This window comes from Paenibacillus hamazuiensis (assembly GCF_023276405.1).
In the GTDB taxonomy this organism is placed as follows: domain Bacteria; phylum Bacillota; class Bacilli; order Paenibacillales; family NBRC-103111; genus Paenibacillus_AF; species Paenibacillus_AF hamazuiensis.
The window spans coordinates 2,159,484-2,179,456 of sequence record NZ_JALRMO010000001.1 but is presented as its reverse complement, the minus strand read 5'-3'; the positions used below and the strand labels follow the sequence as shown (position 1 = coordinate 2,179,456).

20 protein-coding genes are annotated in these 19,973 nt (G+C 55.8%); 4 read left to right on the top strand and 16 right to left on the bottom strand.

Annotated features, from left to right (window positions below):
• Positions 1-10: 10 nt before the first annotated feature.
• On the bottom strand, positions 11-907 hold the full coding sequence (locus MYS68_RS09550) for a LysR family transcriptional regulator (RefSeq protein WP_248925618.1): 897 nt from the start codon (positions 905-907) through the stop codon (positions 11-13).
• Between the two features lie 107 nt (positions 908-1,014).
• On the opposite strand from MYS68_RS09550, the gene aroC reads away from it, so the two are divergent.
• Positions 1,015-2,178, top strand: a complete 1,164-nt coding sequence (aroC, locus tag MYS68_RS09545) for a chorismate synthase (protein WP_248925617.1) — start codon at positions 1,015-1,017, stop codon at positions 2,176-2,178.
• A gap of 55 nt (positions 2,179-2,233) precedes the next feature.
• Here aroC and kapB read toward each other — a convergent pair whose 3' ends face one another.
• The 3 genes from kapB to MYS68_RS09530 are packed head-to-tail and all read right to left on the bottom strand — an operon-like array spanning position 2,234 to position 3,497.
• Complete coding sequence (kapB, locus tag MYS68_RS09540) at positions 2,234-2,617, bottom strand: kinase-associated lipoprotein KapB (RefSeq protein ID WP_248925616.1); 384 nt, start codon at positions 2,615-2,617, stop codon at positions 2,234-2,236.
• Positions 2,610-2,948: a thioredoxin family protein gene (locus tag MYS68_RS09535; protein ID WP_248925615.1), complete on the bottom strand. Its 339-nt coding sequence runs from the start codon at positions 2,946-2,948 to the stop codon at positions 2,610-2,612. Before MYS68_RS09535 ends, kapB begins: the two co-directional genes overlap by 8 nt.
• A 12-nt stretch (positions 2,949-2,960) precedes the next feature.
• Complete coding sequence (locus tag MYS68_RS09530) at positions 2,961-3,497, bottom strand: hypothetical protein (RefSeq protein ID WP_248925614.1); 537 nt, start codon at positions 3,495-3,497, stop codon at positions 2,961-2,963.
• Between the two features lie 115 nt (positions 3,498-3,612).
• On the opposite strand from MYS68_RS09530, the gene MYS68_RS09525 reads away from it, so the two are divergent.
• The gene (locus tag MYS68_RS09525) at positions 3,613-3,822 is read left to right on the top strand and encodes a hypothetical protein (protein ID WP_248925613.1); all 210 of its coding nucleotides are present in this window, start codon (positions 3,613-3,615) and stop codon (positions 3,820-3,822) included.
• Positions 3,823-4,030: 208 nt separating this feature from the next.
• Here MYS68_RS09525 and MYS68_RS09520 read toward each other — a convergent pair whose 3' ends face one another.
• The 3 genes from MYS68_RS09520 to MYS68_RS09510 all read right to left on the bottom strand — a co-directional run bounded on the left by MYS68_RS09520 (position 4,031) and on the right by MYS68_RS09510 (position 8,768).
• Positions 4,031-5,644, bottom strand: a complete 1,614-nt coding sequence (locus tag MYS68_RS09520; protein WP_248925612.1) for an ABC-F family ATP-binding cassette domain-containing protein — start codon at positions 5,642-5,644, stop codon at positions 4,031-4,033.
• A gap of 94 nt (positions 5,645-5,738) precedes the next feature.
• Positions 5,739-7,703, bottom strand: coding sequence for an ABC-F family ATP-binding cassette domain-containing protein (locus MYS68_RS09515; protein WP_248925611.1), 1,965 nt, complete (start codon positions 7,701-7,703; stop codon positions 5,739-5,741).
• A 24-nt stretch (positions 7,704-7,727) separates the two neighbouring features.
• Positions 7,728-8,768: a M42 family metallopeptidase gene (locus tag MYS68_RS09510; RefSeq protein ID WP_248925610.1), complete on the bottom strand. Its 1,041-nt coding sequence runs from the start codon at positions 8,766-8,768 to the stop codon at positions 7,728-7,730.
• A 114-nt stretch (positions 8,769-8,882) separates the two neighbouring features.
• On the opposite strand from MYS68_RS09510, the gene MYS68_RS09505 reads away from it, so the two are divergent.
• The gene (locus MYS68_RS09505) at positions 8,883-9,212 is read left to right on the top strand and encodes an ASCH domain-containing protein (RefSeq protein ID WP_248925609.1); all 330 of its coding nucleotides are present in this window, start codon (positions 8,883-8,885) and stop codon (positions 9,210-9,212) included.
• 118 nt (positions 9,213-9,330) lie between these two features.
• Positions 9,331-9,774 carry a DUF2269 family protein gene (locus MYS68_RS09500; protein ID WP_248930860.1) on the top strand — a complete coding sequence of 148 codons (444 nt, stop codon included), beginning with the start codon at positions 9,331-9,333 and terminating at the stop codon, positions 9,772-9,774.
• Between the two features lie 12 nt (positions 9,775-9,786).
• Here MYS68_RS09500 and MYS68_RS09495 read toward each other — a convergent pair whose 3' ends face one another.
• From MYS68_RS09495 to MYS68_RS09455, 9 genes are all read right to left on the bottom strand, one after another.
• Positions 9,787-11,346, bottom strand: a complete 1,560-nt coding sequence (locus MYS68_RS09495) for an ABC-F family ATP-binding cassette domain-containing protein (RefSeq protein ID WP_248925608.1) — start codon at positions 11,344-11,346, stop codon at positions 9,787-9,789.
• A 134-nt stretch (positions 11,347-11,480) separates the two neighbouring features.
• On the bottom strand, positions 11,481-12,398 hold the full coding sequence (locus MYS68_RS09490) for a PP2C family protein-serine/threonine phosphatase (RefSeq protein WP_248925607.1): 918 nt from the start codon (positions 12,396-12,398) through the stop codon (positions 11,481-11,483).
• A gap of 132 nt (positions 12,399-12,530) precedes the next feature.
• On the bottom strand, positions 12,531-14,231 hold the full coding sequence (locus MYS68_RS09485) for a DUF6382 domain-containing protein (RefSeq protein WP_248925606.1): 1,701 nt from the start codon (positions 14,229-14,231) through the stop codon (positions 12,531-12,533).
• Between the two features lie 18 nt (positions 14,232-14,249).
• Positions 14,250-14,759 carry a prepilin peptidase gene (locus MYS68_RS09480; RefSeq protein ID WP_248925605.1) on the bottom strand — a complete coding sequence of 170 codons (510 nt, stop codon included), beginning with the start codon at positions 14,757-14,759 and terminating at the stop codon, positions 14,250-14,252.
• A gap of 25 nt (positions 14,760-14,784) precedes the next feature.
• Positions 14,785-15,447, bottom strand: a complete 663-nt coding sequence (locus tag MYS68_RS09475) for a TadE/TadG family type IV pilus assembly protein (RefSeq protein ID WP_248925604.1) — start codon at positions 15,445-15,447, stop codon at positions 14,785-14,787.
• Positions 15,448-15,469: 22 nt separating this feature from the next.
• On the bottom strand, positions 15,470-17,782 hold the full coding sequence (locus tag MYS68_RS09470) for a hypothetical protein (protein ID WP_248925603.1): 2,313 nt from the start codon (positions 17,780-17,782) through the stop codon (positions 15,470-15,472).
• Between the two features lie 32 nt (positions 17,783-17,814).
• Entirely contained in the window at positions 17,815-18,801 is a 987-nt protein-coding gene (locus MYS68_RS09465; RefSeq protein ID WP_248925602.1) for a TadE family protein, read from the bottom strand.
• A gap of 25 nt (positions 18,802-18,826) precedes the next feature.
• A complete protein-coding gene (locus MYS68_RS09460; RefSeq protein ID WP_248925601.1) occupies positions 18,827-19,057 on the bottom strand; it encodes a Flp1 family type IVb pilin in 231 nt (76 codons plus the stop codon).
• A gap of 50 nt (positions 19,058-19,107) precedes the next feature.
• Entirely contained in the window at positions 19,108-19,971 is an 864-nt protein-coding gene (locus MYS68_RS09455) for a type II secretion system F family protein (protein WP_248925600.1), read from the bottom strand.
• Between the last annotated feature and the right edge of the window lie 2 nt (positions 19,972-19,973).

Genomic DNA, 19,973 nt, shown 5'->3' with positions numbered 1-19,973 from the left:
GTATTTGACGTTACCGCGCGATTTCCTGCCCGCCGGACATAAGCCGGGCGAACTTTTGCGCCGCTTGCGAAAGCGGTGCGTTTCTCAGCGTCGCGATACCGACCTGCCGCGGAGGGATCGGCTCGATCAGCGGAATGTGCGCAATCGTCCCTGCCGCAAGTTCCGCTGCGACGAACGATTGCGGCACGAAGGCGATGCCGAAGCCGAGCTTCGCAAACTCGGCAAGCAGCTCGATATTGCCGAGTTCGATGGCCGGCTTGATCTCGGCGCCATAAGCGGCCGCTATGCGGCTCAGAAAGGTGCGCTGGCTGCTTGCGGCCGACAACAGCACAAGCGGCTGATCGAGCAGATCGTTGAGTGAAATCGGCTGCTCGGCAAAGTGGCGGTATGCACCTCCGGCGACAAAGATGTCTTGTATCGTCAAGGTCGGGAACGTCTCAAGCCGCTCGTCGTCCACCGGAAGATGAACGATCCCGATATCGATGTTCCCTTCATGCAGCATATTCGCGATATCCGCCGTTTTGCCATGGACAAGTCTCAGCCGGATTTGCGGATATTCGCGGTAGTATGCCTCCAGATAAGGCAGCAAATAGTGCTTGACGAGCGATCCGCTGACGCCGATTTTCAGCTCGCCGGCTTCCAGCTTTTTCAGATCGGCCATCTTTTTCTCGGCCGCGGCCAGCAAATGGTACGCCTGATGTACATACGCGTAAAGCTGCTCCCCTTCGCTCGTTAAGCTGACCCCCTTGGCACCGCGGTGAAGCAGCTGCATCCCGAGCTTTTGCTCCAGCTGCTTCACCGCATGGCTTACGCTCGGCTGCGTGATGAAAAGCTCCTGCGCCGCGCCGGAAATGCTTCCGGACCGCACGACATGATAAAACACGCGGTACAAATCTAGATTTTGCACAGAATATAGCCCCTGTCTATGGAGGATATAGAAAGTATATATTTTATTTATATCATGCGCCTGGCTTATAATCAATTCATCCAAAACGGAGAGGAAGATGAGTTTTGATGAGAATGTTAACCGCCGGAGAATCGCACGGACCGCAGCTGACGGCTATTATCGAGGGGATGCCGAGCCATATTGAACTGCTCGCGGAGCACATCGACCATGAGCTGCGCCGCAGGCAGACGGGCTACGGGCGCGGGCGCCGCATGCAGATCGAGCAGGACCGCGTGCAGCTTGCCGGCGGCGTCCGCCACGGCAGGACGACAGGCGCGCCGATCGCCCTCGTCGTCGAAAACAAAGACTGGGCGCATTGGCAGGGCGTTATGAGCGCAGAGCCTGTAGCGGATGCGGACGCCGGCAAACGCGCGCTTACCCGGCCGCGGCCGGGCCACGCCGATTTAAACGGCGGGCTGAAATATGATCAGCGCGATTTACGCAATATCCTCGAGCGCTCCAGCGCGCGTGAAACGACGCTGCGCGTCGCCTGCGGCGCCGTCGGCAAGCGGCTGCTCGCCGCGTTCGGCATCCGCGTTGCGGGCCATGTGCTGCGGATCGGCGAAGTCGCGGCGCGGCCGTGGGACGGCGGGCTGGACGAGCTCGTCCGTCTGGCGGAAGCTTCCCCCGTCCGCATGGCGGACCCGGAGACGTCGGAGCGCGCGATGCGCCACATCGACGAGGTGAAGGCGGCGGGAGATTCGGTCGGCGGGCTGATCGAAGTGATCGCCGAGGGGCTGCCTGCGGGTCTCGGCTCCCACGTGCAGTGGGACCGCAAATTGGACGGCCGAATTGCTCAGGCCGTCCAGTCGATTCAGGCGTTCAAAGCCGTCGAGTTCGGCGTCGGATTTGCAGCGGCGGCCCTCCGCGGCTCGCAGGTTCATGACGAAATCATGTACGACGGGGCGAGAGGGTTTTACCGCGCCAGCAACCGGGCCGGCGGCTTCGAGGGCGGCATGACGACCGGCGAGCCGGTCGTGGTGCGCGCCGTCATGAAGCCGATTCCGACGCTGTACAAACCGCTGGCGAGCGTCGATATCGCGACGAAACAGCCGTTCGCCGCACAAATTGAGCGCTCGGACAGCTGCGCGGTTCCGGCCGCAGCCGTCGTCATGGAAAATGCCGTTGCCTGGGAGCTCGCGTGCGCGTTCCTGGACAAATTCGGCGGCGATTCGTTCGTGGAAATCGAACGCAATTACCGGGGGTATTTGGAGCAAACGAAGCGGTTTTAAAACGGGGGCATGTCAAAGCCCGGCGGCAAACGGAATCGCGCCGCGCCCACCGCTTCTACAGCTTATATTCCTTCTGCAGCTGCTCCAGCTCCTGCAGGCAGCGGTTCGCCCACTCCGCGGTGCGTGCGAGCGTCTGCATCTCTCTCGCCAGCGCTGCGCGTAGCGAGTCGATATAGTCGGGCACTTCGCCGCGGTACGGGCGGATCGTCTGCAGAGGCATCAGCGCGATCTCCTTATAGGCCAGCGCCCGCCGCTGATGGAAAAACGGCACATCCGGGTCCATCGGATTGTGCAAATCCCCCTGCGTCGGATGTTTAACGACGGCCAGTATTTGTACGGCCGCTTTGGCCGGTGTCGGCGGTTCGACGATCTCTCCGATGTATTCGCCGGTTTTGTACGAAGCAAGCACCATACTTCCAACCTGCAGATGATCATTCATTCGGTAAAACTCCTTTCGAATCGGAATCGTTTAAGGTTAGCCAGGCAAGCAAGCCGTCCACCGACTGCATTCGGTATATGCGGCGGATCGGCTCGCCGCGCTCCACGCGTACGATGCAGGGAACGCTGGCTATTTTCCAGCGCAAAGCGAGCTCCGGAGCCAGATTGATGTTGCATTTTCGAATAGCGAGCTCCGGTTTCATTTGCAAAATGATGTCCAGCATCCGCTCCGTCACCTTGCATGTGCCGCAAAACGGCGTGTGCACGAACAGGAAGAAGCTGCCGGCCGACTGCAGTGAGTCGGACAGCTCCTTCGGACTGCATTCTTTCATAAAGGCCTCACCTCATCCCTGCTCCAGCTTCAGCCGCCCGTCCAACGTTTGCAGCGTAAGCACGACATGATCGACCAGGCTTTGGATATCTTCGGCTTGGCCTTCATCCAGCTTACGTCCGAAATGCATCGACGTCAGGAGCATGAAATCCGGATCCGCTTCATCCGGGCTGTAGCTTACCGTCATCTTCAGCTGAGGGCGGCCTCCCCATGTTTCGCGGATCAAATCCGCAATTTCCGGCGCCTCTCTCTGCGGTTCATTCACAGGCGTCCGGAACGTGATAAAGCAGTAGCAGCCGGGTTTGCCGCCTTCCTCCGGCCGCTCCAAAATTTCCGCCGCAAGATCCGCAAGTTCGGCCTGCAGCGTAATTCCCGCCGAAGCGGCGCCGTCCTCGCGCAAGCTGCATTCCATATGAAACGACCGGGACATCGTCGCCAGATCAAGCCGGTCGGACCGGCCGGTTACTGCGATTTGCCCGGCCAGGTCAAGATCGTACAGCGCCCCCTCCAGAACGACTTTCAGGTTGTCGTAGATGGTCGGATCGAACAAGGCATCAGCCCCTTTTTTCATATAATTGAACTTGGACGTTGCTTGTCATGCCGGTTGCTTGTACAATATAGCGTGTGTACAAGCAAGATTAACGTCCCAAGGAAGGTGTTTGTCAATGTCGGACGAACAAAATCAGCAACCCGCAGCGGCGGAACCGCGGAAAATCAGCCTCGCCGAGGCAATGAAGATGAAACTCGAGCAAAAGAAGCAGGCGCAGGCCAGCGACCCGTCCGGGAACAAGCTCAGAGGCGGCAACAGCGCCGTCATGAAAAGCCAAAACAACAAAAAGCCGAACAACCAACGGCGCAGAACCGGTGGCAGCTGAACTTCGCTGCCAGCAGCCGCCGGGCCAAGCGGCCATGCGGACAGTCAACCGATGCGACACCGCCCGGTTTGCTTCTGCAGCTTGCCGTCTCTGACTTTTCTCCAGCGGAGAAAGTTCGGTCACGGCCCCTATTTCAAAACAAGGATGAGCCTTGCGATGTGCAGGCTCATCCTTTTTATTTTTCCGGTAACCGCTGCCGGCTCGGTCCTTAAGCGTACAGCTGCTCCCGCTGTTTTTGAATATCGGCATTTTCCAGGTATTCGTCGTAGGTGATCACTTTATCGATGATGCCGTTTGGCGTAATTTCGATAATGCGGTTCGCAATCGTTTGAATAAACTGGTGGTCATGAGAAACGAACAGCATCGTGCCATCGAAATCGACAAGACCGTTGTTCAGCGCCGTAATCGACTCGAGATCGAGATGGTTCGTCGGCTCGTCGAGAATAAGCACGTTGGCTCCGCTCATCATCATTTTCGACAGCATGCAGCGCACCTTCTCGCCTCCGGACAAAACGCTCGCTTTCTTCAGCGCCTCCTCGCCGGAGAACAGCATGCGGCCGAGGAAGCCGCGCAGGTACGATTCGTCCTGCTCCTTCGAATATTGGCGCAGCCAGTCGACCAAATTAAGATCGGACTGGAAATACTCCGAGTTGTCCTTCGGGAAATACGCCTGCGTCGTCGTTACGCCCCAGCTGTATTCGCCGCTGTCCGGTTCGATTTCGCCCATCAGGATGCGGAACAGCGTCGTTTTGGCAAGTCCGTTCGGGCCGACAAGCGCGATTTTGTCGTCTTTATTCACGACAAAGCTGACGTTGTTCAGCACCAGTTCTCCATCGATGCTCTTGCTGATGCCGTTTACGGTAAGCAGCTGTTTGCCCGCTTCGCGTTCCGGCGTAAACTTGATGAACGGATACTTGCGGTTGGACGGCTTAATGTCTTCGAGAGTAAGCTTCTCCAGCGTCTTCTTCCGGGAGGTTGCCTGCTTCGACTTCGACGCATTCGCGCTAAAGCGGGCGATAAACGCCTCGAGCTCTTTCCTCTTCTCCTCCACTTTCTTGTTCTGCTCCCGCGCCAGCTTCAACGCCAGTTGGCTCGATTCGTACCAGAAATCGTAGTTGCCGACATACAGCTGGATTTTTCCGAAATCGATATCCGCAATATGCGTACATACCTGGTTCAGGAAGTGGCGGTCATGGGATACGACGATGACGGTGCCGTCGAACTTCGCGAGGAAGTTGATCAGCCAGTTGATCGATTCGATGTCCAGATGGTTGGTCGGCTCGTCAAGAAGCAAAATGTTCGGCGAGCCGAACAGAGCTTGCGCAAGCAGCACCCGAACCTTCTCGTTGCCGCCGAGCTCCTTCATTTTGACTTCGTGAAGCGAAGTCGGAATACCCAAACCGATCAGCAGCTCTGCCGCATCGGATTCCGCCTGCCAGCCGTCCAGCTCCTGGAATTCTCCTTCCAGCTCGGCCGCGCGCATGCCGTCTTCCTCGGAGAAATCGGGCTTGGCATACAGCGCGTTTTTTTCCTCCATGATCTGGAACAGCTTTTGGTGGCCCATAATGACGGTTTTCAGCACTTCCACTTCATCGTATTCGAAATGGTTCTGCTTCAGCACCGCCAGGCGCTCGCCCGGAGTGATGCTCACTTCGCCTTTGTTCGGCTCCATCTCGCCGGATAAAATTTTCAAAAACGTCGATTTCCCGGCCCCGTTCGCTCCGATCAAACCGTAGCAGTTGCCGGGGGTAAACTTGATGTTCACATCTTCGAACAATGCGCGTTTGCCATATCGTAAGGATACATTAGTCACAGTGATCATATTGGATAAACGACCTACTTTCTGCAAATTTCCTACACAAACCGATATTATATCATAAAATCAGGAAGTTTGCCCGAGCACCGCACATTCGCCGCTATTTGTTTTGTGCGATCTGCTCGACAAGCTCGGAAAGTTCCGCCCAGCGGTCCATCGCCAGCTCAAGCTGCTCGTTCAGCTTCTGCTCCTCGGCATACAGCTCCTGCACTTTGCCGTAGTCGCTGCCGGACCGTTCAATGTCGCTGCGAACCTGTGCCAGTCGCGCCTCAAGCGCAGCGATTTTGCCTTCGATTTCGTCCCAGTCTTTCTGGTCTTTAAAAGACAGCTTGCGCAGCGGCCGGTCGCTCTTACCCGCCGCAGCAGCCGGAGCGTCGCCGGCACCGCCTATGCCGGGTGCGCCTTCCTTGCCCCCCTTCCTGCCTGCGTCGCCGCTTCCGTGTTTTCCCTCGCCCTCTTCCGCCTGCTGCTCCAGCTGGCGGCGCTCCAAATATTCCGTATAGCTTCCTTCGTATTTCCGTATGCCCCCATCCTCAAATGCAAACAGCCTCTCCGCCGTCTTGTCGAGAAAATACCTGTCGTGCGATACGGTAATGACGGCGCCCGGAAACGTTTCGAGGTAATCCTCCAAAACGGTCAGCGTCTGAATGTCAAGATCGTTCGTCGGCTCGTCGAGCAGCAGCACGTTAGGTTCGCCCATCAACGTGCGCAGCAGGTAAAGTCTGCGGCGTTCGCCGCCGGAAAGCCGGGAAATCGGCGTCCACTGCTGATTCGGCGGGAACAAAAACCGTTCCAGCATTTGCGCCGCGGTAATTTTCTCGCCGTTTGCCGTGTGCACCACTTCCGCCGCTTCCTTGATGTATTCGATGACGCGCAGCGACTCGTTCATCTCCGCGTTTTCCTGCGTATAGTAGGCGATTTTGACCGTCTGCCCGACTTCGATTTTGCCGGAGTCGGGCGCAAGTCGCCCGGCCAGCACGTTCAGCAGCGTCGATTTGCCGCTGCCGTTCGGACCGATGATGCCGATGCGGTCGTCCGGCATGACGATATAGCTGAAATCGCGGATTAGCTCGCGCTCGCCGAACTGCTTGGATACATCTTCCAGCTCGATTACTTTTTTGCCGAGCCTGCTGGCGCCAAGCGCCATATCGAGCTTTTCCGCAGCTCGGTCCGGCGCCTGCTCCATCAGCTCGTGCGCGCGCTCCACGCGGGCTTTCTGTTTCGTCGTGCGCGCCTTCGCGCCGCGGCGAAGCCAGGCGAGCTCGCGGCGCAGCAGGTTTTGCCGCTTGTCCTCCATCGCGGCCTCCCGCTCCAGACGGTCCGCTTTCTTTTCCAGATACGCGGCGTAATTACCCTCATAGCTGTACAGCTTGCCGCGGTCGAGCTCGATGATCCGATTCGTCACCCGGTCAAGGAAGTAGCGGTCGTGAGTAACGAGCAGCAGCGCCCCTTTCCACTTGGCCAAAAACTGCTCGAGCCACTCCACGGTCTCATTGTCGATATGGTTCGTCGGCTCGTCGAGGACCAGCAGGTCCGCCGGCTGAATCAGCACCCGCGCCATCGCCACCCGCTTGCGCTGGCCGCCGGAGAGCAGGCCGACCGGCTTGTCGAACTCGCGGATGCCGAGCTTCGTCAATACCGTCTTCGCCGTCGTGTTTGCCTCCCATGCGCCTGCCGCATCCATCTGCTGCTGCGCCTGAAACAGGCGCCTTTGCCTGCGCTCGTCGGCGGGGTCCGCCTCCAGCTCCAGCAGCGCCGCTTCATATTCGCGCAGCGTCCGCATCAGCGGGCTATCGCCGTAAAACACCTGTTCGAGCACGGTTGACCCAGGCTCGAACTCGGGATTTTGCGGCAAATATTCGACGCGGAAATGATTGGCGTGAACCAGCTTGCCGGAGTCCAATGGCTCCAGCCCGGCCATAATTTTAAGTAGTGTCGATTTCCCGGTGCCGTTGACGCCGATGAGCCCTATGCGCTCTCTTTCATTGATGCCGAACGAGATGTTGTCGAATAAAACCTTTTCGCCGTAGCTTTTATTTAGCTGATCTACCGATAAAATTTGCATGTCGTACCGTCCTTTGCGAAAAAGTTACTCCTCCTGCATATAAGCCGCCAGCAATGCCGCCGTGTGCGTAATGGCCTGCACGTGGGTGCGCTCCATGCCGTGTGAAGCATGCACGCCGGGGCCGACGAGCGCCGCGCGAATGTTGCGCCCTCCGCGAAGAGCGGCCGAAGCGTCGGACCCGTATTGCGGGTAAATGTCGACCGCGAAGCTGAGCCCTTCCCTGCGGGCCAGCTCGATCAGCTTCGACGTCATCTGGTAATCGTACGGACCGGATGAGTCCTTGGCGCATATCGATACGTCCACTTCGGTGCAGCTGAGGTCGTCTCCGATGGCGCCCATATCGACCGCGATCAGCTCTGTAATATCGTCAGGCAAATAAGCGGCCCCGTGGCCGACCTCCTCAAAGGTCGTAATGAACAGTTTCACCGTGTACGCCGGAACGAGCGTCTCCCGGCGAATCAGCTCAAGCAGCCCGAATAAGGCGGCTACGCTCGCTTTATCGTCCAGATGCCGCGACTTGACGTAGCCGCTCGGCTTGATTTGCGTGCGAGGGTCGAACGAGATGAAATCGCCGACGCCGATGCCTAGCGCCAGCACATCTTCCTTCGTACGGACCGTCTCGTCCAGACGCACCTCCATCGCCGCTTCGTCCCGCTTCAGCTCGCGGGCGTCCGGAAACACGTGCACAGACGGCTTCGTCGTCAAAATCGTACCGTCGTAAAAACGTCCGTCGCGTGTATGCACGCGGCAGTATTCGTTTTCAACCGATCCCATCATGTAGCCGCCCACCGGTGTAAAACGAAGCCGCCCGTTGTCCTTGATCGACCGCACCATCGCGCCGAGTGTATCGACGTGGGCGGACATGCCGATCACTTTGTCGCTGCGTCTGCCGGGGATCGTAATGACGCCGCAGCCCTTGTTCGTATACGTCATCGCGTAGCCAAGTCGGGCTGCCTCTTGCTCCACCTTGCCCATAATCTCATGGCAAAAACCGCTGGGACTCGGCGTAAGCAGGAGCATTTCCAATATATCCAGCATATAGCGTTCGCTTAGTTTGCCGATCATGCGAAAACCCTCGCTTTTCGTTTGATTTTCACGGAAAAATACGGTAGTCTACACAAGGAACCATACATAACGCGAAGCTTTCGCTTCGCCCAGAATCAAGGAGGATTTACCGTCATGACAGAAGCTTTGCCGCCAAAAACATGTACGATCGACCGTCTCGTCACCAAAGAAGACGATATCGCCAAGGTGCTCAGCGGCGCCAAAACCGCTACCCGCCGCAACGGCCGCTACGCCGATCCCGGCGAAATTATGGAGCTGCAGGGCCGCAAATTCGAAGTGATTTCCGTTTATCCGCAGTCGCTTGGCGAGCTGACGGACGAAAATGTGAAATCCGAAGGCTTCGACAATCTGGACGCGTACAAAAACTACATTTTGTCCATGCATGCCGGCATGCCCTGGCTTCCGCACATGAAAGTGTGGGTTCACGAGTTTAAAGAGATTTAAGCTCTCTTCTACATTGTAGCATTTACGCCATAACCGTAAACAGTGTAGTCCCGACTAAGCGGGCTACACTGTTTTTGACCGTCTTCGCTCATATTATGGCAGACAAGGGGGAGCTTATCTGCTGCATTCGCTGCTTTTATATTTGCACATTTTAAGCGCCGTCGGCGCTATCGGGCCTTTTTTCATCCTGATTCCGCTGCTTGGAAAAATGAAATCCGCAGACGATACGGTTCTCCAGCTTCATCTCGATACGTTCAGATCGGCCGTCAGGCTGTCCAAGCATACCGGCCACGTGCTCGTCACCACCGGCGTACTGCTTGTGTGGATCGGCGGCTATTCGTGGAAAGCGCCGTGGATCGTCGCCACCCTCATCATCCTGGTCAGCTCGCTGTATTTCATCGCCAGAGCGTTTTCCCCGACGATTCGCGAGCTCAGGCAAACCGGAAACGTTCCGGAAACCCGCGCCCCCCTACTGCGGAGGCTCGCCCGGGCGCTGTATCTTTATCTGATCCTGCTGTTTATCATGATGTGGTTTATGGTCGCAAAGCCTACCTTCGGGTAGGCTTTTGCCCTTTTATGCGCGAACCTTCTTTTGCGACCACTCTTCCACGTTCCACACCTTGGTTACCCAGTCCTCGTAAAAATCAGGCTCGTGACAAACGAGCACGATCGTTCCTTTATACTCCTTCAGCGCCCGCTTCAGCTCATCCTTCGCCACAACGTCCAGATGGTTGGTCGGCTCGTCGAAGGCGATCCAGTTGCTTTCCCGCATAAGCAGCTTGCACAGGCGTACCTTTGCCTGCTCTCCCCCGCTCAGCATGCTGATCGGACGCGTAATGTGCTCGTTTTTGAGCCCGCAGCGCGCAAGCGCCGCACGAACCTCGTGCTGGTTCATGCTGGAAAATTCGTTCCAGACGTCGTCGATCGGCGTCATGTTCGGCGCTTTGACCTCCTGCTCGAAGTAAGCCGGGAACAGGAAGTCCCCTTGATACGTTTTGCCGCTGTACGGCTGAATTTTGCCGAGCATCGTCTTAAGCAGCGTCGATTTGCCGACGCCGTTGCAGCCGACGATGGCGATTTTGTCGCCGCGTTCGATCGTGATGTTCATCTTCGGCAGCAAAGGCGAATTGTACCCGATCTCCAGATCCTGCCCTTCAAACACGACCTTGCCGCTCGCGCGGGCTTCCTTGAAAATAAAGGTCGGTTTCGGCGCCGTTTCCGGACGGTCGATCCGCTCGATTTTTTCCAGCTGCTTCTGACGGCTCTTGGCACGACCCGCAGTGGAGTATCTCGCTTTGTTCCGCTGGATGAAATCTTCCGTTTTCTTGATATATTCCTGCTGCTTCTCGTAAGCATCGATATGCTGCTGTTTGTTGATGTCCGCCATCGTCAAAAACTTCTCGTAGTTGGCCGTATAACGGGTCAGCTTGGAGAACTCCAGATGGTAAATCACATTCACCACTTTATTCATAAATTCCGTATCGTGGGAAATCAGGATGAACGCATACGGATATTCCTGCAAATAGCCCGTCAGCCATTCGATGTGCTCGACATCCAAATAGTTCGTCGGCTCGTCCAGCAGCAGAACGGTCGGCTGCTCCAGCAGCAGCTTGGCCAGCAGCACCTTGGTCCGCTGTCCGCCGCTGAGCGCCGAAACGTCCCGATCAAGACCGATCGCATCCAGCCCGAGCCCGTTGGCCATTTCCTCGACTTTTACATCGAGCATGTAGAACCCGCTGTTCTCAAGCTGGTCCTGAATTTCTCCCATCTGCTCGAGCAGCAGCTCCAGCTCGTCCGGATCGGCCTCTCCCATTTTCTCCGTAATTTGCATCATTTCCTGCTCTAATTGGAATAATGGAAGAAAAGCGTCCTTCAGCACGTCGCGGATCGTTTTACCCGGCGTCAGCTTGGAATGCTGGTCCAAATAGCCGTAACGCACCCTCGGCGTCCATTCGACTTTCCCCGAATCTTTCAGCAATTGTCCGGTCAATATGTTCATCAACGTCGATTTGCCGACGCCATTGGCGCCGACCAAACCGACATGTTCTCCCGCCAGCAAACGAAATGAAACGTTTTTGAATAAAACGCGGTCGCCAAACGTGTGGCTTAAATCTTCAACCGTGAGTAAGCTCATGGCACTCCCGAATCTCCTGTTCGTCTATGTTTTCATCGCAAACTTGCGACAATACATTATAGCATTTTACGGAGAGATTGGGGAATAGCCTGCGACCTTTATAACCGAAAAATCCGCTTATTGTGAAAAGGGGCTCATTTTCGCAAGTTATTCAGCCAGCTCTTCATCTGCTCCATAGCTTTGCGGCCGGTATCCGGCAGCGTTTGCCGGTAAAACTGCTCGCGCGCGCGTTTTCTGCGCTCCTTTTCGGTGCTGCAGGCGGTAACCGGCCGAATGAGCATGAGCGTCAAGTTGTCGTCGGCTCCGCGGTCGAGCGCCTTTTCCACCAAAGCGGCGCTCATGTCCTGCAGCTCGATGTTTTTGCCGTCCATCAGCGTCAAAAAGCGGCGCAGCTCCTCTTCCTTATACCGGCGGTACAGTCCGTCGCTGCACAGCAAAAACAGCGAATAAGGATCGTAGAACCCCCTTTTGCTGTAAATATGCAGCGTTTCCTGCACTCCAAGGCACTGCAGCAGTACATGGCGGTTCGGATGTTTGGCCGCCTGCGCAGCGCTCAGTCTGCCTTGGCGGACTTGTTCGGCCGCCCAGGACTGGTCCTCGGTCAGCTGTTTGAGAGGCCCGCCCTGCTTCAAATAATAAACCCGGCAATCGCCGATATGATGAATCAGAAACGTCTCTTTGTGCAGCACAAGCACGGTTAGCGTCGTGCCCATTTTCGAGTCGCGCGCCGCTCCGTCCTGCTGCAGACGGGCATTGATATGCGCAAAAAGCTGCGTCAATCGAAGTTCCAGCTCATCCAGCGGCCGCTCCTGCGAAAATAACCCTGACAGTTCATCGTCCATCCATTCCTTCACGATCGTCAGCGCCGTTTCGCTTGCCTCGGCCCCGCTGCCGAGACCGCCCATCCCGTCGGCGATGATGGCGACCGCGTAAGGATCCCCTAGTTCGGAAGTTCCGATGCGCAGCAGCGACCTGTCTTCATTTTCTCCGCGATACCAGCCCGAATGTGTAGACGTTCCGTACTGCCAATGTACGGCAACCGTTATTTTCATGGTTACGACCCCATTTTTAACGTAAATTCCGCTGCTTTACCCGCAGATATGGAAAATTCGACATAAATCTTCGCGTTCCTGTTTGTCGGCTGCAACTATTTTTTTGATTTAAAAAAACAAAAGGAGCCGCTTCTACGACCCCATTTTAAAAATAAATTCCGCGGCGATTATTTTGACCGTATCGCCTTCTTTTAACGAATAAACTTTGTAGGGCACCATTTGTTCGCCGTTTAAGAAACTGCCGTTTTTCGAACCGAGATCTTTGACCATATAATGGCCGTCCGTTTGCATAAATTCCACATGCGCTCTGGAAACGCCCGGCGCGTCTTCAATATAATGCACTCCGTTCCCGCCGCGTCCTATGACGAAGCTCGGTTCGGCGATGGGGATGCGTTCCGTTTGGCCGTCGCCGATTTTCTCGAGAAACGGCCCCTGCTGCGAAGCTTGCATATCTCCCAGCCACACTGTGGCGTCGGAAGCGGTTAAATAGGTTGTCGCCTCGCTGAGCGAAGGGGGATTATTTACTGCGGCAGGGTATTCTCCACCGGCAGACGTCCGGTTGTTGCGTGCTGCGGCATGATCCGTACCGAGTCCTGCGGAACGGGGGCCGGCACCCGCGGGAAAGCCGCGGCCCAGTGAGTCGGCAGGCGCTTGAAAATCCGCCTTATGCCCCTGAAACCGGAAGTCCGACTTGGCCGAGACATCTGCATTTGCGAAAAGACCGCGTTCAGACAAACGAGCTGGAGCAAGGTCGACAAACCCCGGTTCCGCCAAGCTCCCGGCCCCCTTTCCGCCACTCTTCCACCCGGCTCGCGTCGTTTGCGGCCGCCAAATGCGCAGCACATAAAAAGCTGCACCGGCGATGAGTACCGTGAGCCCGGCAGCGATGTAAACACCCGGCTCCGACGGATGCTCCGCATACCATTTCCAGCACAAAGCGCAGCTTAATGCAGCGACGGCCAGCACGGGAACGGTCAGCTTGACCGGCTGTTTCCCTCCGCCGGACTCCTCCTCGGTTAGCGCTTCGTGCCATTGTGCAGACGCCCCCGAATCGTGCAAACTCTCCGGTGTTGAGGCAAATTCCCGCACCGGGGAAGGATCCAAATTTTCACGATGCCTTTCCGGAAAACCCGAATGCGACCGCAAGTTGATCTCCTGCTGGATATTTTGTACCGGAAACGGTTCACTGCGCTCCTGCGGCTCCGCCGAGTGCTGCATAACATGCGGCGGAGCCTTGGTTTGCCGGCGCGGCGAGGCGTCCATCAGCTGCTCCAGCAATATTTTTTTAAACCCGGCAATATGAAATCCGTCCAAATGCAAATATGTCATGATCTCCTGCAAGCGTTCGCCTTGAAGCGAGTCGACGCTTGCCAGGAGTTGAGAGGAGAGCTGCTGCAGCTCTCCCGGAACGGACTTTTTTTGCACCATCAATCGCTCCAGCGGGACGTAAGTCAAATAAATATCGGAGACGTCCGTCCCGCAAAACATATATTCGGTCTGCAGCACGTATTGAGCTTCGAGCAGCATATACGTCCTGCAGTCGTCCAGCGCAGTGACGACGGAAAGCATGGTGCGGACGTAGTCGGGGAAGGATAGTCTGGTTTGCTTCAGCATGTGCGACAGCATCTTTTTTCCCGATATGTTGTAGTAAAGCCTGACGTTTCCGTCCATTTCCTCCACCGTGACCGGCAGCAAATGCGGAATGTCGTTCGATTTGAGCATGCTGGCCTGAAGCGGCGACAGCTGCCCTTCCGTCAAACCTTCAGGGCTGCTCAGCACCATAAAATGTCCGTGGCGGTGTATAAATTCGACGTTAAGCCCTTCCAGCTCCATCACTTCGCCTCCTCTTTTTCAGCCTAAATACGCCGCGGCAATCGCCCCGGGAACGACAGCCAGCATAAACGGGAAACGAATATGGTCCTTCGCTCCGGCAAATTCATACCAGCTCGCCAAATCGCGCAGCATGAGAAGGTTTGCGGCCAGTACGGCCAACCTTTGTGCCAGCCGATGCGCCTTCCTTTGAAGCAGCCATATGATGAGCGCGGCGCCCCCGGCAAAAACAACGGAATACATGAGGCAGCTCAGCGCAAACCCGGCTCCCCCAATGGCCCCGATCGCAGCGAAAAGCTTCACATCGCCGGCCCCCAGCGCTTTCATCCAATACAGTAAAAGCAGGCAGCCGAAGCCGGCAGCCGCTCCCGCAAAGGCATAAAGCAATCCGTTCCAGCCGTCCGCGAATGAATGCACAAGCAGCCCGAGGCCGACCCCGGATACGGTCAAAACATTAGGAATTTTCATCGTCTTCAAATCCGTAAAAAAGGCGGTGCCGAGCAAAGCGGTCAATGCCAATGCAGCGATCACAACATTTCTCCTTTCCTCACTTGGCCTAGTTCGCTCCGACCCAGGCCCGTTCAACAGCCGATTTGCGAAGCACCAGCGTTTTGCGGTAAAACGGTACGAGCAGCTTAAGCTCGTATTCCGCTTCGATGCCGATGAACGCTTCCTCTTTGTTTTCCAAATTCGGCAGCTTGACGTCCGTCACTCGTAGATGCTCCGGCTTCAAAACGGAACCGCTCGCGTATTGACTCACAATCGCGGTAAACGCCTTGTTGACGAGCGGCTTGTACACGGCTTCGACATAAGCGGTAAATTCGTCCTGCGCCATCGTTTCCATCTTTTCCCTTTTCACTTTTTCCCACCGCACCAGATCGACGATGGGATCCGGAATGAAGCCGGCAAAATTTTCAACGAACGATTCGGAATTTTGCACGGCGGAGCGAGCGGCGGCGATTTTGTCGGCTACGGAGCTGTAAATAGCGTATGGCTTGCTTTGCCCCCATTTGCTGCGCGCTTCCTTGTACATGACATCGACCGGGTACATGTGAGCCGCCATCAGCTTCGTTGTTTCGGATACCGCCGATTGCAGCGCCATTTCAGCCACGGAGATTTGAATGAGCGAAATGATCGCGATAACAAACGATAAAAAAAGCGGCAGCGTCAAAGCCGCTTCCAATACGATGCTTCCTTCGTTTCGCGCGAAACGGCCCACTGAATCCCTCCTGATTGTTAAGCTAATACGCCAAATAAGCGGTTTTTACGAATTCGCAGCGGTTCCCGGCAGGGATGCAGCCGTGAACTCCGAGCGGACCGATCGCTCTCATAAGCCCCGGCATGAACCAAAGCTTCACGGACATCGTCGCCGAGCCCTGCACGTACGTCGCTTTCGCTCGAAGGTCGAAGCCGGTATTCAGCTGCAGCAGTGCCTGCATGCGGGATAACATCACTTTATCGCGGCCGTGCAGCAGCAAAAACAGCCTCAAATAATCTTTGTAATACAGCGTGAACCCTTTGCCAATCTTCGCGGACAACGGCACGGCCTCTCCATCCAGCAGCCTGATCATGTCCGCTTGCGCTTTAACGGCTCCTTCGGCGACAGCGGCAAGAAACACAAGCAGCGGCGATCCGACATTGAGCAGTTCGTTTTGCGGTTCCATCAGCGATTCGATCGTGCCGATGGCGAGTCGGATCGCAAACAGCTCGGCATACGCTTTGCCATAGTTTCCAGCACATGAGTTCGAGCCATAAATGATGTATTCGACTTCCTGATTCGAGAGCGGATGGGTTTCCGGAGCGCTGAGAACAAGCGTGTTTTTCACATTTCCGGAGCTGTCCTTCTCGATTCCGTATGTCCGGTAGCTGAATTTGCCGAGCGCAAATTCGTTCATGTACATATCATCCCTTGCCGCCGTAAGCAAATCGGCCAGTCCGTCAATCAGCTTCATCGCGGTTTTCCCCGCCTTGTCGGCATTGTCGAGATCGGTCTCCTCCATAAGCGGCACTGCAGCCTGCTGCCCATTAATCAACATATAACGTTGAAAAAATCCGTCATCGCCCCCTTGCAGACGGGCATACATCGATGAAAAAGGGTCTCCGGAAATGACTCCGCAGCCGCCCATCGCCTTTAACGCCTGATCCAGGTACTTCTGAGCTTTGCTGCGCTGTTCCTTTTGGCCGGCGCTTGCCTGCGTCTTATTGCGGTTTCGCGCCGATTCCTTCGGGTTTTGCTCCGCATACAGCTCGTTTACTTTGGCCAAATACTGCCGGTTGGCTTCGGAGGTGCCGGCGTAATCATCGGCTGTGAAAAAAACGACAGACTGCAGCTGCGATTTCAAGCCGCCGAACAATGCAACGACGGCCGCCGCCTTGCTGGCATAATCGTCGAAATCTTGTGCGCCCATCCCGTAAATATGCGCAAACACCTCATCCGCTGCGAGATTTCCCGAGGCCCCTTCCTCGCGCCCTTTCCTCAGTTCGGCGTTTAACTCCTCGTTGGCTTTTTTCGCTTTGGCAAGCTCTTCATTAAACTGGGCCAGCAGCCCGGACAGCTGCTCATAATCATTCGCCGATTTCAGCTTTAAGGCGGCCAGCAGCTTAGCATATTCAAGCACATCCTTCAGGAGCTGCTCCCAATCAGCGATTTTTTGCTGCAGGTCGTCGATATCGGCTTGCAGATCCGCCTTCTCTTTGCGCAGCTCGCGAATCTCCTCTATCGCGCCTTCCCCCGCATCGGCAAGAGAGCGGATCGAATGGTTAATCGAGCGAAGCCGGTCATTCCATTTTTGCAGCCGGGCTTTTCCGTCGTTAATCATCTGCGTGACTTCGTCCACCGTGTGAATCCCGACTCTACCGCTCAGCTCGTTAAGCTGAGACAAGCCCGTATCGTAAAACGGATAATCCGTCCCGGCCTTCGTCCGAATTTTTACGAACGCGTCCCACGCTTCGTCCAAAGCTTTGTCCCGCTTCTCAAGCAGCTTCTCCGCTTTTTCCGCTTGAGCCGCAAAACGTGCCGCCGATTTCATCTGTGAGGTGACGCCGGTGGAGGTAAATTTGTCCGTTATTTCAAGACCGAACTGAACCGGTGCGCGGTATTTCATCTCCTCCAAAATTTGCTGCTTCATCACCTGATGATTGGCAAGCGTGTACATGGCAAGCAGCTGCTCGCTTCCGGGCGTCATCGCCGTATCGATGTAACGGAACGTATTTGGGTCCGCCCTTTCCGACAAATTACCCCGAACCACCTTTCCGAACAGCTGTTTCGACTGATCGGGATCGGCCTCAAGCGCAAACAGACCGTAGGGCTGAAGGGCGGGGCTATATGCGGACAAAGTGGAGCGCAGCCCGGTTTTGACCGCGTTTTCCGCCTGGTTTTCGGCTGCTTTGATTCTGGCAAAATCGATAAATACCGAACAAAACAAAAAGATCGGCACCACGATCAAAATGAGGTATAGCGAAACCGCCCCCTGTTCGTTGAAGCAAAAGTTTTTAACCGAAGCCTTTCGGCGAAAATACATCCGTGTTTTAACAAAAACTAAAAAACGCTTCAAGCGGTTCCCCGCCCTTTCCGGTTTTACGTTGGTCATTCATGAATGACGGCGATGACGCCTTTTTTTCGCAGCTCCTCTTGAAAGGAAGCGGACAGAGTCACCTTCTCTTTCTTGCTCTGTTTGAAAAAATGCCATACGACGCCTTTAATTTCGCTTCCCCGCTTCAGCAGCTCCAAATCCTTGGGCAGCTGTTCATTTCGCAGCTGGGATTCGCTGAACGTATAAAACGCCTGGTGAGCGATTCCGGTCGCATCGAGCGCGTCCACACGCCTTATGCGCCTTGGCTCGGCAGAAACCTCGAATTCCTTTTCTATGCCGCTGACCAGCTTCCGCAAATAATCGGCCGCTTGCGCGTGGCTTGTAATTTTCACATCTACGGGCGGAACTCGGGAAGGCTCCTGAAACAACGCCGAGGCTCGTCCCGGCGAAATCCGGTCTTTCACCTCCTGCACGAATGTGCGAATCAGGTCGACTGTACGCATAAATTCGGCCGGCTCCACCACGTATGAAGCGGCGTCCGCATGGACCGAGTCGCGTTTCAGCCATTTCCATACGTATAGCGGGGTAACGAAGATTTGCTTAAGCTTAGCTTCCACCTTACGCAGAAACAAATAATTCGTGTATGTCAGGTCGCCGGTGACCGCTGTGGAAAGCGTCCCAGCCGACCGGTTCAGCTTTTTTTCCGCCCCCTGCAGTCCTTCGCCGCTGCGGCCGGAAGGAAGGGAAACCCCCGAAACGGTCCTGCCCGTCATCCAGTGAAAAATATCGAGCGCATGATCCTGAAATGTCCGCCAGTACAAGCCGTCAGTTTGTCCGATCGCAAACAAACCGGTTTCCAGCTCTTTGGCGCTGTTATCCCATACGAAGGCCGCTCGTTCCGCCGTTTGCTCAGCGGCAAACTGCAGCGCCACCCTTTGGTAGAAAAACAAGCAGGCGAACACGATCGCAAACGTGGCCAACATCACCAGCGGAAACGTCAGCGACGCTTCGACCGTGAAGCTGCCATCGCCGCTACGCATGAACCGACGATTTCGCCTCATTGGACTAGCAGTTCGGATACGTCTTCGTCGGATCGGTGCATGTGTTGAGCGAACCCGTATTGGTCAGCTGACCGTTGGATTCGCCGAACACTTTTTCAATCCAAGCGAATATCCACTTTCTGAACGCAATTGCAATGATGACGAGCACAGCCACGATAAGCAGCACCTCCAGCGTGCCGAGACCGTCCTCGTCCTTCCACAGCTTTTTCCCTGCTGGAACCATCCATTTCAACATCGTTATTCCTCCCGTTCCATATTTGCTCCGGCGATAACCGTTTCGTCCTGCTAATTGTTCATCATAAAAAGCGCCGGCGCAGCGGTAATGACCATGACTACCACAAAAATAATCACCATCGGAAATACCATTTTCGAGGAAGCCTCCTCGCCCATCGTTCTTGCGACCGCCTTACGTTTCTCCCATAGCGCGGTCGACAATTCCTTAAGGGCTAGCACGAGATCGTCGCCGCCTCTCTTATAATTCAGCAGCAGCGTCGTCGTAAACATCGACACCTCCTGCAAAGCGCAGCGCTTGCTGAAATCCTCCATCGTTTTCGCAAAAGGAGCATTCACGTTCAGCTCGTGAACGGATTGAGCCAGCTCCTTCATCAGCGGACTGCTTTCCGCGTCTTTGCCGGTCTCCACACAGCGAAGCAAGGCGCGATGCACGGTTTCGCCGGCATTGATCAGCAATGTGAGCTGATTGAGCATTTCCGGAAGCTCGATCAGCATGCTGCGCTTTTTTTGCTCCAGCTGCCCGGCCAGCTGTTTATAGAGCAGGAAAGGTAGAAACCCGGCAATCACCGCTCCGTATCCCAGAAAAGATGGGTCGCCCCCCGCCGCCCCTCCGAGTAGGGTCATCCCCAGCAGCGCTGCAATTATTAAGCTCACCGTATCCGCCAAAAACAGCTTCGTTCGGGTGGGGGCGTATTTCCGCCCGTACAAGCCGCTCATCGTCAATTGGATTTTGACGACCGCTTCGTTTAAACGGTTTATCAACCCGAACCGATCGATGATGTACAAGGAGACGGGCGCCAAGGCCGGCAGCTTCAGAAACGTCTTATGCTGCCGGACATACGCCCCATATCCTCGCCATGCCGTTATGTATAACAATCCAAGCACCAAACATTCCGCAAAAAGTACGATCCACATAG